The organism is Spiribacter onubensis (assembly GCF_040838425.1).
Classification (GTDB): domain Bacteria; phylum Pseudomonadota; class Gammaproteobacteria; order Nitrococcales; family Nitrococcaceae; genus Spiribacter; species Spiribacter onubensis.
Map to the genome: position 1 here is coordinate 149,347 of NZ_JBAKFI010000001.1, position 13,432 is coordinate 162,778.

Sequence of the window (13,432 nt, forward strand, 5' to 3'; positions counted from 1 at the left end):
GGCGCCGCTGCCCCTCAGGCGCGCGAGGTTCCCTGACCGTAGCGACGCTCGACGTAGCGCTCGACGATCGCCTTGAAGTCATCGGCGATGGTCTCGCCCTTCAGGGTGACGGTCTTCTCGCCATCCTCGTAAACCGGTGCCACGGGTTTCTCACCGGTGCCGGGCAGGCTGATGCCGATATCCGCCTGACGGCTCTCCCCCGGACCGTTCACGACGCAGCCCATTACCGCCAGGCTCATCGACTCCACCCCCGGATACCGCTCCCGCCACACGGGCATCCGCTCCCGTACGTGGGTCTGGATCTCGTCGGCCAGCTCCTGGAAGAAGGTGCTCGTGGTCCGACCGCAGCCCGGGCAGGCGGCCACCAGCGGCGTGAAATTCCGCAGGCCCATGGTCTGCAGGATCTCCTGCGCCACGACCACTTCCTGGGTCCGGTCACCGCCGGGCTCCGGCGTCAGCGATATCCGGATCGTATCGCCAATGCCCTGCTGGAGCAGCACCGAAAGGGCAGCGGTAGAGGCAACGATACCCTTGGAGCCCATGCCGGCTTCAGTGAGGCCCAGATGCAGGGGGTACTCGCAGCGCGTGGCAAGATCCTCGTAGACACTGATGAGGTCCTGCACCCGGCTCATCTTGCAGGAGATGATGATGCGGTCGTGGGGCAGGCCGAGCGCCTCGGCGCGCTCCGCGCTCTCCAGCGATGAGACCACTACGGCCTCGCGCATCACCGCCTCGGGCGGCTGCGGATCAGCCCGGCGGGCGTTCTCGTCCATGAGCCGCGAGAGGAGATCCTGATCCAGACTCCCCCAGTTGACGCCGATGCGGACGGGCCGATCGAAGTCACGCGCAATCTCGATGACTTCGGCGAACTGCGGATCGCGGCGACTGCCCTTGCCGACGTTGCCCGGGTTGATGCGTAGTTTCGCCAGTGCCTCGCCACACTCGGGGACCGCCTTGAGCAGGCGATGGCCATTGAAGTGGAAGTCACCCACCAATGGCACGTCGACGCCCATGTCATCCAGGCGGCGGCGGATGGCCGGGACGGCGCGGGCCGCCTCTTCGTTGTTGACGGTGATCCGCACCAGCTCCGACCCCGCCCGGGCGAGATCGGCCACCTGGATGGCGGTGCGGATCTCGTCGACGGTATCGGTGTTGGTCATGGACTGCACGACCACCGGTGCGTCGCCGCCCACCGTGACGTGGCCGACCTTCACCGGCACACTATGGCGTCTCTGATAACCGGGAATCTCATTCATACCCGCAATCATAAAGGATGGAAGCCGCATGATCGACGTCTACAGCTGGCCGACACCGAATGGTCATAAAGTCCACATCGCCCTTGAGGAGCTGGGCCTCGAGTACAACGTCCACGGCATCAACATCGGACAGGGCGACCAGTTCGGCGAGGACTTCCTGCGCATCAGTCCGAACAACAAGATTCCCGCCATCACCGATAGCGAAGGCCCGGACGGCGAGCCGATCTCGCTGTTCGAATCCGGCGCGATCCTGATCTATCTCGCCGAGAAGACCGGGCGGCTGATGCCGCAGGATACCCGTGCCCGGTACGAGACGCTCGAGTGGCTCATGTTCCAGATGGGCGGGCTTGGTCCCATGCTCGGTCAGGCCCATCACTTCCGGCAGTACGCACCGGAGTCCATCGACTACGCGATCAACCGCTACACCAACGAGGCGAGCCGACTTTATGGTGTGATGGATCGCAGACTCGCGGATCGTGACTGGCTGGCGGGCGGTGAATACACCATCGCCGATATCGCCTGTTATCCCTGGATCCGGCCGCACGAGAATCAGGGTCAGTCGCTGGACGATTACCTGAATCTCAAGCGCTGGTACGACGCCATCTCCGAGCGTGCCGCCGTGCAGCGTGGGGTTGCCGTCCTTGCCGATGCGCGTCCGCCGAAACTGGATGATGCGGCCAAGGAACAGCTCTTCGGCGCGACCCAGTACCAGAAGCGATGAAGGCGCTGGAAGAACTGCTTGGGGTGATGGCCACGCTCCGCGATCCGGAGCGCGGCTGCCCCTGGGACCGCGAACAGGATTTCCGCAGCATCGTGCCGCACACGCTGGAGGAGGCCTACGAGGTGGCCGATGCCATGGAGCGCGGCGATCGGGCGGCCATGCGCGACGAGCTGGGTGACCTCCTGTTCCAGGTCGTGTTCTACGCGCAGATCGCCCGGGAGGAGGGCAGCTTCGATTTCGATGCCATCGCCCGTGGCGTGGTCGACAAGCTCATCCGGCGTCATCCGCATGTCTTTGGCGAACGCCGCGAGACATCGGCGGCGACGCAGAGGGCCACCTGGGAGGCGATCAAGGCCGAGGAGCGGGCCGCCCGAATGGACGGTGATCAGCCGCCGAGCGCCCTGGATGACGTGCCGCTCGCGCTGCCGGCACTGACGCGGAGCCGCAAGCTGCAGTCCCGAGCGGCGAGGGTGGGCTTCGACTGGCCCGAGGCTCACCATGTGGTGGACAAGGTGCGCGAGGAGCTTGCCGAACTCGAGGAGGCGATGGCAGACACGCCGCGGGATCAGACGCATATCCATGAGGAAATGGGTGACCTGCTGCTGGCCTGCGTCAATCTATCGAGACAGCTTGGTGTCGACCCCGAGCAGGCGCTGCGCGACGGCAACAGGAAATTCGAGCGTCGCTTCCGTGGGCTGGAGGCCATCCTGGCGGATGCTGGCGAGGATCCGGAATCGGTTGATTTCCAGCGGCTGGAGGCCGCGTATCAGCAGGCCAAGGCCAGCGACCGCGGCAGTTGAGCCATCTGCCGCAGTCGATCCGTGCAGTCAGATCATTGCAGACAGGCTGCGTGAAATGATTAGGTGAGAACTCAGGTTTCAATGGACTCAACTTCCGGCAGAGTCGCCGGGACAGATGTAAGGAGCGAGCATGAGTCTGACTGAAAAGCACTGCACGCCTTGCCAGGGGGGTATCGATCCGATGTCGCGGGAGGAAGCCGAGCGTTATCTCGCCGATGCGCCCGGCTGGGAACTCAGCGAGGACGCCACGCGCCTCAGTCGCCGTTTCAAGACGAAGAACTTTGCCGAGGCGCAGGCGGTGGCCAACCAGGCGGGGGACGTCGCCGAACAGGAAGACCATCACCCGGACATCCGTTTCGGCTATGGCTGGTGCGAGGTGGAGATCTACACCCACGCCATCGGCGGGCTGCATGAGAACGACTTCATCTATGCCGCCAAGGTCAATGAGGCGGTTGACGGCTAGCTAGCGATTCCAATCGCCGGAGCGCCCGCCCCGTTTATGGGTCAGGCGCACCCCCTCGATGCACATGCCCCGGTCCATCGCCTTGCACATGTCATAGACTGTCAGCAGGGCGACCTGGACCGCGGTCAGTGCCTCCATCTCGACGCCGGTGGTGCCCCTGGTGGCCGCCGTGACCTCACAGTGCACGGCAGGGGATTCGGCCGACGGAGTCAGCTTCACATCGATATGCGTCAGGGACAGCGGGTGGCAGAGTGGCACCAGATCTGCCGTCCGCTTGGCGGCCATGATGCCCGCCACGCGCGCGGTTCCGAGCGCATCGCCCTTGGCCAGGTTGCCCTGCTGCAGCGCCTCGAGGGCCTCCGCCGTCATGCGGATGAGGCCCTCGGCAACGGCCACGCGGTGACTGTCGGCCTTACCGCCGATGTCCACCATATGCGCTTCGTCCCGCTCATTGAGGTGGGGAAGCTCGCTCAACGGCCATCCCTCAGCGAGTATTTGGCGCTCACCGCCAGTCGATCATCCAGTTCATAGACAAGCGGATCCCCGGTCGCGATCTCAACGCCGGTGATGGCCTCGTCGGAAAGCCCTTCCAGGTGCTTGACCAGGGCGCGCAGGCTGTTGCCGTGGGCCGCGATCAACAGCGTCGGGTAGCGCGTCAGGGCCGGCGCGATATCGCTCTCCCAGTAAGGCAGCACCCGCGCGAGGGTATCCTTGAGGGATTCCGTGGCCGGCAGTAGAGCAGGATCCAGTCCGGCGTAGCGCGGATCATGGCGCGGATGGCGTTGATCGCCGTCGTCGAGTGCCGGAGGGGGTGTGGCGAAACTGCGCCGCCAGACATGGACCTGCTCGTCACCGTACTCCGCGGCGGTCTCGGCCTTGTCCAGACCGGTGAGCGCGCCATAATGGCGCTCATTGAGACGCCAGTCCTTGATCATCGGAATCCACAGGCGGCCGAGCACATCCAGGCTCATGAAACCCGTGCGGATGGCCCGCGTCAGGACCGAGGTGTAAACCGCGTCCGGAGCCAGCCCGGCTGAGTCCATCAGGCGGCCCGCTTCGGTTGCCTCCTCACGTCCCTTGTCACTGAGGTCGACGTCGTGCCAGCCGGTGAAGCGGTTTTCCAGATTCCAGATGCTCTGCCCGTGACGCAGCAGGATCAGACGTTTCATGCGCGGTGCGCCCCCTTCGTCGTTATCAGTCGAGCCGCTAGGATATCATCGCAGCCATGATCGATGAGGGACGGGACGTGCAGGACTGGCTGGCAATCTCCATTCCACGGCAGCGGCTGTGGCTCTGCCATGGTTGGCGGAAAACGCTGGACTGGCCGGTATCCACCGCGGCGGCCGGTGTCGGTGAGCGGGAAGGAAGCGGCGCGACGCCCAGAGGATGGCACCGCATCCGGGCGATGATCGGCGCATCGCTCCCGGCGGGCACGGTCTTCGTCGGGCGCCGTCCCACCGGAGAGATCTACAGTCCCACGCTGGCCGCCCGGGCGCCGGAGCGCGACTGGATACTCACGCGGATCCTCTGGCTCACGGGCAGCGAACCGGGACGCAACCGCGGCGGGGCGGTGGATACCCTGCGCCGGTTTATCTACATACATGGAACGCCGGAGGCCGAACCCATGGACGAACCGCGCTCCCATGGCTGCATCAGGATGCGCAACGATGATGTCATTGCGCTGTTCAACCGCTGCCGCCCGGGCATGCCGGTCCTGATCGAGGATGGCGACTGATGCTCGGCCCCCTCATGCTCGGCGTGGCGGGCACGCAACTCACCGGGGAAGAGCGGGAGCGCCTTGCCCATCCGGCCGTGGGCGGTGTCCTGCTCTTCGCCAGGAATTATGAGGCACCCGGGCAGCTGCTGGCGTTGACCCGGTCCATCCGGGACATACGTCATCCGCCACTGCTGATCGCCGTTGACCAGGAAGGAGGGCGGGTGCAGCGTTTCCGGCACGGACTGACCGCGCTGCCGGCCGCCGGTCGGCTGGGGCAGGCCGCGCTTGAGGCGCCGGCCCTGGCGCGGGAAGCCGCCCGGGCCGCTGGATGGGTGATGGCCGCGGAGCTGCGGGCTCTGGGGGTGGACTTCAGCTTCGCGCCAGTCCTTGATCTGGACCGGGGGATCAGTCGCGTGATCGGTGATCGGGCGTTCTCCGACGCGCCGGAGTGGGTGGCGGATCTTGCCCTCGCCTGGCAACGCGGCGTCCGCGCGGCGGGCATGGTATGCGTCGGCAAGCACTTCCCGGGGCATGGCGGGACGGCTCCGGACTCCCATGAGGCCAGTGCGGTGGATGAGCGGGCGCTGCCTGACCTCGTGCATACTGATCTTCTGCCGTTCCGTCGACTCATGGACAACGGCCTTGCCGCCGTCATGATGGCGCATGTGGTATTCCCGGCGGTTGATCTGATGCCTGCCGGATTTGCGCCCTCCTGGGTCCGGTACCTGCGCGGCGGCCTGGGTTTTGAAGGGGCCATCTTTACCGATGACCTGGAAATGGCGGCGGCGGAGGTGGCGGGTGGACCCGCGGACCGACTCGATGCCGCGATTGCCGCGGGGTGTGACATGGCGGTTTTCGGCAACGCGGGACGCCGGGCGGACGCGCTGCTCGATCGATGTCACCGATCAGACCCGCTGTCGGCGCTGCGACTCGCGCGTCTGCATGGTCGCGGCGGAGAGTCACTGACCACACTCCATTCTAGCGTCGCCTACCGTGAGGCCCGGGAACAACTGGCTGGCCTCTGAACCCGGCGCTATACTGACCGGTTACAACGTTAGTCGGGAGTAACAATGACGCAGGGTGTGGAGCTCACCGCCTCGGAACTCGCCGGGGTGATGGAGCGGGCCGAGTGCCTGCATGATGCCGGGGCCATCGAGGCCGCTCTGGACCGTCTCGCGGGACAGATCACCGAACGGCTGGCGGCATCCCGTCCTCTGGTGCTGGGCGTCATGACGGGCGCAATCGTACCGATGGGGCGGCTGCTGAACCGACTCGACTTTCCGCTCGAGATCGACTACATCCATGCGACCCGCTATCACAAGACAACCACCGGCCGGGAGCTGGTCTGGCTCGCCCGGCCCCAGACTCCGTTGCGCGATCGCCATGTCCTGCTGGTGGACGACATCCTCGACGAGGGCCATACCTTCCGCGGGCTGCTTGCCTCCTGCCGGGAGGAGGGCGCCATCTCCGTGCACACCGCGGTGCTCGCGGACAAACCCAATCCGGGACGGGTTCCAGGGCTGTCGGCGGATTTTGTCGGCCTGACCGTTCCGGAGCGTTACGTCTTCGGCTCCGGGATGGATTACAAGGGTTATCTGCGCAACATCGACGCCATCTATGCGGCCCATCCCGATGACGAGGACTAGTATCAGTCCGTATCGGGGCTGATCCGGTCGACGCGGACCAGCAGCCCCAGCACCGGGTGATCGAGGTAGTGCTGCTGGCCGCCGCGCATCCGCCGGCTGGTGCTCATGACCCAGTGGCGGTCTTCGGCCTGGGCGTAACGCAGTTCAGTCTCGACATGCAGAAAGCGCTGGCGATAGACCCGGATGAACCCGCTGATCCCCTCCGCCCTGAGTTGTATCGGCAGCGCGACAGGCTGTACGCGGGCCGGGCCGAGACCGGGCTGCTCCCAGGCGGTATGCCAAAGCACCCGGAAACCCTCGCGGCTGTCGATGCGTCGGGCCGCCCGGCCAAGCGAGTGTTGCGAGGCAGGGAGCTGCCGATAGCCCAGTGGCCCCCCGTCATCCCGACGCAGCGGCCAGGCCATGGTTTCGGCCTGCGGTCCGGCCTGGGGGTCGGGCTGCTCAGGCCGATCGGGATCAATGGGGGGCTGCGTGAAAAGCACCACTTCCACGCGATAGCGATCCGGCACATCCGGGTCGTCGCTCGCCTGACCCATGGCGATGCCGATGCCGGTCAGCATCAGGATCCCGAACACTGCGGCGCGGAAAAACGCCAGCTCGGGTCGGCGGGCGGGACTTTTCATCAGGCGGCCTCACGCAATGCCATGGAAGCGAGGAGCTGCTCGACGAGATCAATCCGCTCCTGCGCGGACTCGGTCTCGCGCTGGAACCGTAGTCGCTCCTGTCCTTCCAGACGATACACCGCCGGCTGTTCCTGGACCATCCGGACAAGGGCACCGGCATCCACCTGGGGTGCCTCGCCGAACTGAACGATCCCGCCACCGGGGCCGACCTCGAGGCGTTGAATGCCCATGGACTGGGCCTGCTGTCGCAGCCGGGCGACCTCCAGAAGGTTGCGTGCGGGCGCCGGGATCAGCCCGAAGCGGTCAATCATCTCCACCTGAAGCTCGCGTAGTGCCTCAGCCCCCCTGGCGCTGGCGATGCGCTTGTAGAGCACCAGCCGCGTATGGACATCCGGCAGATAGTCCTCCGGAAGCAGGGCCGGGATATGCAGATCGACATCCGTACTCTGTTCCAGCGGCTGCTCGAGCGCAGGTTCCTTGCCCGACTTCAGCGACTGCACGGCACGGTCGAGGAGGTCGTTGTAGAGGTTGAATCCCACCTCGTGGATCTGTCCGCTCTGGCCCTCACCCAACAGCTCGCCCGCGCCGCGTATCTCGAGATCGTGACTGGCAAGGGCGAACCCGATCCCCAGATCCTCCAGCGAGGCAATGGCATCGAGGCGCTTGACGGCATCGGGCGTCTGACTGCGCCGGGGTGGCGCGATCAGGTACGCATAGGCGCGGTGGTGGGAGCGCCCCACCCGACCCCGCAACTGATGCAGCTGGGCCAGCCCCAGACGATCGGCCCGGTTGATGACGATGGTATTGGCCGTCGGAACATCGATACCGCTTTCGATAATGGTCGTGCAGACCAGGATATTGAAGCGCTGGTGGTAGAAGTCGAGCATCACCCGTTCAAGTTCCCGCTCGGGCATCTGGCCATGCGCGGTGCGCACGCGTGCCTCGGGCAGCAGCGTGGCGAGTTCCTCGGCCACGCGCTGAATGCTCTGGACATCGTTATGGAGGAAATAGACCTGGCCGCCGCGGTGGAGCTCGCGCAGGCAGGCCTCGCGGATCGTGGCCTCATCCCATTCGTTGACGAAAGTCTTCACGGCCAGACGCCGTGCCGGCGGCGTCGCGATGATCGACAGATCCCGCAGCCCGGCCAGGGACATGTTCAATGTCCGCGGGATCGGCGTTGCCGTCAGAGTCAGCACGTCGACATTGGCGCGCAGGCGCTTGAGCGCCTCCTTCTGACGGACGCCGAAGCGATGCTCCTCGTCGATGATCATCAGCCCGAGGCGCTTGAAGCGTACCGACTTCTGCAGGAGCTTGTGGGTGCCGATGACGATATCCACCCTGCCATCGGCGAGTGCCTCGAGGGTCCGGGCCTGCGCCTGTGCGGACTGAAAGCGCGAGATCTGTTCGATGCGCACCGGCCAGTCAGCGAAACGATCCGTGAAATTCTGGAAATGCTGCTGGCAGAGCAGGGTGGTGGGCACCAGTACCGCCACCTGCCGGCCCGACTGGACGCCAGCGAATGCGGCCCGCATGGCGACCTCGGTCTTGCCGAAGCCCACATCACCACAGACCACACGATCCATGGGCCGAGCCTGCTGCAGATCCTGCAGTACGGCGTGGATCGCGGTCTGCTGATCGGGGGTTTCCTCGAAGGGAAACTGGGCAGCAAAACGACTGTATTCGTCCACAGGCACTTCATGTGCTTCGCCCTGCTGCGCCTCACGCCGGGCGTAGATATCCAGCAGCTCCGCCGCCACATCGCGCGCTTTCTCCGCCGCGCGCCGTTTTGCCTTCTCCCACTGACCGCTGCCGAGACGGTGAAGGGGGGCGCCTTCATCCTCGGCGCCGGTATAGCGGCTGATCAGATGCAGCGATGCCACCGGGACGTAGAGCTTGTCACCACCTGCGTACTCCAGGGTGAGGAATTCGGTCGCCACGCCATCGACATCAAGCGTCTGCAGGCCCTGGTACCGGCCGATGCCATGCTGTTCATGAACCACCGGCGCGCCGGCCCGCAGATCGGTGAGATCACGGATGATGGCGTCGGGATCACGTTCGGGGGCCGATTTGCGGCGTCGGCGCTGTTCGGCACGCTCGCCGAAAAGGGCGGATTCGGGGACCACGGCAAGGCCCGCCTCCGGGAGCCGGAACCCGGTGTCCAGCGGCGCCACGGTCAGACCCAGCGGCGAGGGAGCAGCGAGGAATGAGGGCCAGTCGTTGAACTCCCGGACCGACAGCCCACCGGCCTGGAGTCGCTCACGCAGCGCCTCCCGCCGGCCGGCGGTTTCCGCGGTCAAGAGGACCGAGCCGTTGAATTCCTCGACGAAGCGTCGCAGCGGGGAAAGCCCGGATTCATCACCAGACGCCACCGTCAGATCCGGCAGCGGACGCGCCCCCAGAAGACGGTCGCGACTCCGCGCCACCTCGCGCGTCGGATCCGCCGGGATATCGATCCGGCCACCCTGACGCAGCCCCTGCCTGACCGCATCGGGATCCAGATAGAGCGACGCCGGCGCCAGGACAGGCCGTTCGCGGTCGTGTCGACGCTGTTCGTAACGCTCGTTGATCTGCGCCCACTCCGCATCGAGCTGATCATCGACAGCGCCGACTTGCACCGCCAGGGTCCCCGCCGGGAGATAGTCGAACAGCGTCGCGGCCTCCTCGAAGAAGAGCGGCAGATACGACTCTATGCCGTTCGGGATGTGGCCATCACTGATCGACTGATAGATCGGGCTGGCGGTGGGATCCCCCTCGAAACGCGCCCGATACTGCCGGCGGAATCGCTTGATGCCCTCTTCATCGGTGGGGAACTCATGGGCCGGGAGGAGCTCGACGGAATCCAGGCGCTCGAGGCTGCGCTGGGTCTCGGGGTCGAAAGTGCGGATTGTGTCAATCTCATCGTCGAAGAGATCGAGCCGGAAGGGCGCCTCCGCCCCCATGGGGTAGAGATCGAGGATCGAGCCCCTGACGGCGAATTCGCCATGTTCCAGGACCTCGGACACACAGCGGTAGCCGCTCGCCTGCAGGGCGCCGCGCATGGACTCCAGCGCCAGACGCTGCCCCCGGGCGAGGCGGACCACGGTGGCTTCGAGAAATGATGGCGGCGCGATGCGCTGCATCAGCGTCGCCGTCGGCACGATGACCACGCCGGATTCCTTTCGGGGCAGGCGATGGAGGGCGCGCAGCCGCTCGGAAGTAATGTCCTGATGCGGTGAGAAGACATCGTAGGGCAGGACTTCCCAATCCGGCATCAGCTCGATGTCGCCGATTCCGAAAAAGCGCAACCCGCGCCGCAGCTGCTCGGCCTCGGCCGTCCCGGTGGTCACCAGGATCATCGGCGCGTTGTGCTGGCGGGCGGTCTCGGCGATGGCGAGCGCCGTGGCGTCACCGACGAGCCCCAGCCAGTCCTGCCGGTCACCGGCGCCGGCGGGGAGATCTTCGCTTATGAGCAGTGGTTTTGCGTTCGACATGAGGATGCAGTCATGGATCAGGGGCAGGGGAGTCTACCCAAAGCGATGACCGCGCGAAACGGGATGAATGGCCGCGCCGCGCCCGGTAGACTGCGTCCATGGATTATGACACACCGCTGGCTGCCGGCACCCTTGAGCGGCGCTACAAACGATTCCTTGCCGATGTCACGCTTGACGACGGCAGCCGCGTCACCGCGCACTGTCCGAATACCGGCTCGATGCTCGGCTGCGCTGACCCCGGCATGCGGGTGTGGCTGTCGCGTAGCGACCGGCCCGGACGCAAGTACGCACACACCTGGGAGCAGGTGGAAGCGGCGGGTGGCGTGCGCGTCGGCATCCATACGGGCCGCACCAATCGGCTGGTCGCCGAGGCGCTTGCGGATGCCGGGCTTATTCCAGAGGCGGCGGGTGCCGGGCCGGCGCGCCCGGAAGTGAACGTGCCCGAAGAGCCGATGCGGGCGGATTTCCAGCTCGAGGGCGATGGCCGGTTCGTGGAGGTGAAAAACATCACGGCGGCGGTCGACGCCGGCGTGGCGGTCTTCCCGGATTCGCCCAGTGCGCGCGGCGTTCGCCATCTCGAGGTGTTCCAGCGGCTTGCCGAGCGCGGCGACGGCGCGATGCTCGTCTTCTGCGCCCAGCGTCCGGACGTCGACGAGATCCGGCCCGCTGACCTCATCGATCCGGCCTACGGTCGGGCGCTGCGCTCGGCGATCGCCGCCGGCGTGGTGGTGATCGGCGTCGGTGCGACGCCCACGGCGAACGGGATCCGGGTGGATCGGCGGATCCCGGTGCTCACATGATCAGGCCGCTTCCGCTTTTCATCGGGCTCCGCTATACGCGCGCCCGGCGACGCAACCGCTTCGTCTCCTTCATCTCGGCCAGCTCGATGCTCGGGATCGCGGTGGGCGTCATGGCGCTCATTACGGTCCTCTCGGTCATGAACGGCTTCGAGAAGGAACTGCGCGAGCGCATCCTGGGCATGGTCTCCCATGCCACTGTCCAGGGCTACGAGAGTGGACTGAGCGACTGGCGGGAACTGCTGCCGGGGCTCGACCAGCGCGGTGACGTCATCGGCGCCGCACCCTTCGTCAACGGCGAAGTCATGATGACCCGGGGATCGGCTGTCACCGGCGCACTGGTCCGCGGTATTGATCCGGCGCGCGAGACGGCGGTCTCGCGGGTAGCCAACAACCTGATCGAGGGTCGGCTCGACACGCTTGCCGATGGCGAATACCGGATCATCCTCGGTAGCCGGCTGGCGAGGGAACTGGGTGTAACCACCGGGGACGCGGTCAGCGTGATCACACCGGAGGTGCGGGCCTCGGCGGCCGGGATTCTCCCGCGGCTGCGCCGCTTCGAGGTAGGTGGCATCTTCGAAGTGGACATGGCCCAGTACGACGGTTCGCTGGCGCTGATCCATCTGGCCGATGCCCAGCGACTGTTGCGCATGGGTGACACGGTCAGTGGCATCCGGCTCGAGTTCGATGACCTCATGGCGGCGCCGGCGAGGGTCCGTGAGATCGCCCGGGCGCTGCCCGGCAACTATCTGGTCAGTGACTGGACCATGCAGCATCGGAATTTCTTCCGCGCCGTGGCGATGGAGAAGACCGTGATGTTCATCATCCTGATGCTGATCGTCGGGGTCGCGGCCTTCAACATCGTCTCGACGCTGGTCATGGCGGTGCAGGACAAGCAGTCGGATATCGCCATCCTCCGCACACTGGGGGCCCGACCGCTGACGGTGATGGGGATATTCGTCGTCCAGGGGAGTCTGCTCGGCATTGTCGGCACTTTGCTCGGCACGGGTGCCGGCATCGCCCTGGCAATGAACGTGGAGACCATCGTGCCGGCGATCGAAAGGCTCTTCAGCGTCGAATTCATCTCCGGCGACGTCTACCTGATCAGCGAACTGCCCTCGGATCTGCGACTGCCGGATGTCTGGCGCATCAGCCTGTCTGCCATCGCCCTGAGCCTGCTGGCCACGCTCTATCCGGCATGGCGGGCGGCGCGCACCGCACCGGCCGAGGCCCTTCGCCATGAATGACCGCGAACCAGTGATCGAATGCCGGGGCGTGGACAAGGCCTTCCGCGAGGGTGGGCTGGCGGTGGATGTCCTGAGCGGGCTGGCATTCCGTGTCGAGCCGGGGGAGCAGGTGGCGATCCTGGGCCGTTCCGGCTCCGGCAAGAGCACGTTGCTGCATATGCTCGGGGGACTCGAGGATTCCGATGCCGGCGAGATCCGCATACAGGGCGAGCGGCTCTCGGGGCTTGGTCCGGCGGCGCGCGGGCGGCTTCGCAATCGCGCCCTGGGATTCGTCTACCAGTTCCACCACCTGCTCGGCGAGTTTACGGCCCTCGAGAACGTCGCGATGCCATTGCTCATCCGCGGCAGCGCCATCCGGCCGGCGCTGGGGCAGGCAACGCGGATGCTCGAGCAGGTCGGACTGGACAGGCGTCTTGATCATAAACCCGGAGAACTCTCCGGCGGCGAGCGCCAGCGGGTCGCCATCGCCCGGGCGCTGGTCACGCGGCCCGCCTGCCTGCTGGCCGACGAGCCCACGGGCAACCTGGACGGTCAGACCGCCGAGTCCGTGCTCGCGCTTTTTCAGGACCTCAATCGCGCCAACGGGACCAGCGTCGTTCTGGTGACTCACGATCTGGAAGTCGCCGGGCGGATGGACCGACGGATGAATCTCGCCGATGGGGTGCTGCAACCGCTCTGAGCCCCGCTGGTAG

At 66.1% G+C, this 13,432-nt stretch carries 14 protein-coding genes; 9 read left to right on the forward strand and 5 right to left on the reverse strand.

From position 1 onward, the window contains the following. Window positions 1-14: 14 nt before the first annotated feature. Window positions 15-1,256 carry a flavodoxin-dependent (E)-4-hydroxy-3-methylbut-2-enyl-diphosphate synthase gene (ispG, locus tag V6X63_RS00760; protein WP_367966681.1) on the reverse strand — a complete coding sequence of 414 codons (1,242 nt, stop codon included), beginning with the start codon at window positions 1,254-1,256 and terminating at the stop codon, window positions 15-17. Between the two features lie 28 nt (window positions 1,257-1,284). Between ispG and V6X63_RS00765 the strand changes: the two genes are divergently transcribed. The 3 genes from V6X63_RS00765 to V6X63_RS00775 all read left to right on the forward strand — a co-directional run bounded on the left by V6X63_RS00765 (window position 1,285) and on the right by V6X63_RS00775 (window position 3,240). Continuing rightward, window positions 1,285-1,977: a glutathione binding-like protein gene (locus V6X63_RS00765; RefSeq protein WP_367977878.1), complete on the forward strand. Its 693-nt coding sequence runs from the start codon at window positions 1,285-1,287 to the stop codon at window positions 1,975-1,977. Continuing rightward, window positions 1,974-2,777: a nucleoside triphosphate pyrophosphohydrolase gene (gene mazG / locus V6X63_RS00770; protein WP_367977879.1), complete on the forward strand. Its 804-nt coding sequence runs from the start codon at window positions 1,974-1,976 to the stop codon at window positions 2,775-2,777. Before V6X63_RS00765 ends, mazG begins: the two co-directional genes overlap by 4 nt. A 130-nt stretch (window positions 2,778-2,907) precedes the next feature. Beyond that, the gene (locus V6X63_RS00775; RefSeq protein ID WP_367977880.1) at window positions 2,908-3,240 is read left to right on the forward strand and encodes a 4a-hydroxytetrahydrobiopterin dehydratase; all 333 of its coding nucleotides are present in this window, start codon (window positions 2,908-2,910) and stop codon (window positions 3,238-3,240) included. Here V6X63_RS00775 and moaC read toward each other — a convergent pair whose 3' ends face one another. Together moaC and gpmA are read right to left on the reverse strand one after the other, a co-directional pair. Then, a complete protein-coding gene (moaC, locus tag V6X63_RS00780) occupies window positions 3,241-3,714 on the reverse strand; it encodes a cyclic pyranopterin monophosphate synthase MoaC (protein ID WP_367966685.1) in 474 nt (157 codons plus the stop codon). It lies immediately after the preceding gene. Then, window positions 3,711-4,400, reverse strand: a complete 690-nt coding sequence (gpmA, locus tag V6X63_RS00785; RefSeq protein ID WP_407826378.1) for a 2,3-diphosphoglycerate-dependent phosphoglycerate mutase — start codon at window positions 4,398-4,400, stop codon at window positions 3,711-3,713. Before gpmA ends, moaC begins: the two co-directional genes overlap by 4 nt. 65 nt (window positions 4,401-4,465) lie before the next feature. Here gpmA and V6X63_RS00790 point away from each other — a divergent pair, with 65 nt between their 5' ends. The 3 genes from V6X63_RS00790 to V6X63_RS00800 are packed head-to-tail and all read left to right on the forward strand — an operon-like array spanning window position 4,466 to window position 6,603. After that, on the forward strand, window positions 4,466-4,975 hold the full coding sequence (locus tag V6X63_RS00790; RefSeq protein WP_367966687.1) for a L,D-transpeptidase family protein: 510 nt from the start codon (window positions 4,466-4,468) through the stop codon (window positions 4,973-4,975). Then, a complete protein-coding gene (gene nagZ / locus V6X63_RS00795; RefSeq protein ID WP_367977881.1) occupies window positions 4,975-5,982 on the forward strand; it encodes a beta-N-acetylhexosaminidase in 1,008 nt (335 codons plus the stop codon). The genes V6X63_RS00790 and nagZ overlap by 1 nt, the downstream gene beginning before the upstream one ends. A 45-nt stretch (window positions 5,983-6,027) precedes the next feature. Further along, complete coding sequence (locus V6X63_RS00800; protein WP_367977882.1) at window positions 6,028-6,603, forward strand: hypoxanthine-guanine phosphoribosyltransferase; 576 nt, start codon at window positions 6,028-6,030, stop codon at window positions 6,601-6,603. Between the two features lie 2 nt (window positions 6,604-6,605). Here V6X63_RS00800 and V6X63_RS00805 read toward each other — a convergent pair whose 3' ends face one another. After that, the gene (locus V6X63_RS00805) at window positions 6,606-7,226 is read right to left on the reverse strand and encodes a CsiV family protein (protein ID WP_367977883.1); all 621 of its coding nucleotides are present in this window, start codon (window positions 7,224-7,226) and stop codon (window positions 6,606-6,608) included. Then, entirely contained in the window at window positions 7,226-10,696 is a 3,471-nt protein-coding gene (gene mfd / locus V6X63_RS00810; RefSeq protein WP_367966691.1) for a transcription-repair coupling factor, read from the reverse strand. The genes V6X63_RS00805 and mfd overlap by 1 nt, the downstream gene beginning before the upstream one ends. Before the next feature lie 98 nt (window positions 10,697-10,794). Here mfd and sfsA point away from each other — a divergent pair, with 98 nt between their 5' ends. The 3 genes from sfsA to V6X63_RS00825 are packed head-to-tail and all read left to right on the forward strand — an operon-like array spanning window position 10,795 to window position 13,419. Continuing rightward, the gene (gene sfsA / locus V6X63_RS00815) at window positions 10,795-11,496 is read left to right on the forward strand and encodes a DNA/RNA nuclease SfsA (RefSeq protein WP_367977884.1); all 702 of its coding nucleotides are present in this window, start codon (window positions 10,795-10,797) and stop codon (window positions 11,494-11,496) included. After that, window positions 11,493-12,740 carry a lipoprotein-releasing ABC transporter permease subunit gene (locus V6X63_RS00820; protein ID WP_367977885.1) on the forward strand — a complete coding sequence of 416 codons (1,248 nt, stop codon included), beginning with the start codon at window positions 11,493-11,495 and terminating at the stop codon, window positions 12,738-12,740. Before sfsA ends, V6X63_RS00820 begins: the two co-directional genes overlap by 4 nt. After that, window positions 12,733-13,419, forward strand: coding sequence for an ABC transporter ATP-binding protein (locus V6X63_RS00825; RefSeq protein WP_367977886.1), 687 nt, complete (start codon window positions 12,733-12,735; stop codon window positions 13,417-13,419). The genes V6X63_RS00820 and V6X63_RS00825 overlap by 8 nt, the downstream gene beginning before the upstream one ends. Window positions 13,420-13,432: the final 13 nt, after the last annotated feature.

Bases quoted from the DNA above. Each gene is read 5' to 3' on its own strand.
- ispG (WP_367966681.1), bottom strand. From the start codon at position 1,256: ATGAATGAGATTCCCGGTTATCAGAGACGCCATAGTGTGCCGGTGAAG.
- V6X63_RS00765 (WP_367977878.1), top strand. From the start codon at position 1,285: ATGATCGACGTCTACAGCTGGCCGACACCGAATGGTCATAAAGTCCAC.
- mazG (WP_367977879.1), top strand. From the start codon at position 1,974: ATGAAGGCGCTGGAAGAACTGCTTGGGGTGATGGCCACGCTCCGCGAT.
- V6X63_RS00775 (WP_367977880.1), top strand. From the start codon at position 2,908: ATGAGTCTGACTGAAAAGCACTGCACGCCTTGCCAGGGGGGTATCGAT.
- V6X63_RS00790 (WP_367966687.1), top strand. From the start codon at position 4,466: ATGATCGATGAGGGACGGGACGTGCAGGACTGGCTGGCAATCTCCATT.
- nagZ (WP_367977881.1), top strand. From the start codon at position 4,975: ATGCTCGGCCCCCTCATGCTCGGCGTGGCGGGCACGCAACTCACCGGG.
- V6X63_RS00800 (WP_367977882.1), top strand. From the start codon at position 6,028: ATGACGCAGGGTGTGGAGCTCACCGCCTCGGAACTCGCCGGGGTGATG.
- V6X63_RS00805 (WP_367977883.1), bottom strand. From the start codon at position 7,226: ATGAAAAGTCCCGCCCGCCGACCCGAGCTGGCGTTTTTCCGCGCCGCA.
- mfd (WP_367966691.1), bottom strand. From the start codon at position 10,696: ATGTCGAACGCAAAACCACTGCTCATAAGCGAAGATCTCCCCGCCGGC.
- sfsA (WP_367977884.1), top strand. From the start codon at position 10,795: ATGGATTATGACACACCGCTGGCTGCCGGCACCCTTGAGCGGCGCTAC.
- V6X63_RS00820 (WP_367977885.1), top strand. From the start codon at position 11,493: ATGATCAGGCCGCTTCCGCTTTTCATCGGGCTCCGCTATACGCGCGCC.
- V6X63_RS00825 (WP_367977886.1), top strand. From the start codon at position 12,733: ATGAATGACCGCGAACCAGTGATCGAATGCCGGGGCGTGGACAAGGCC.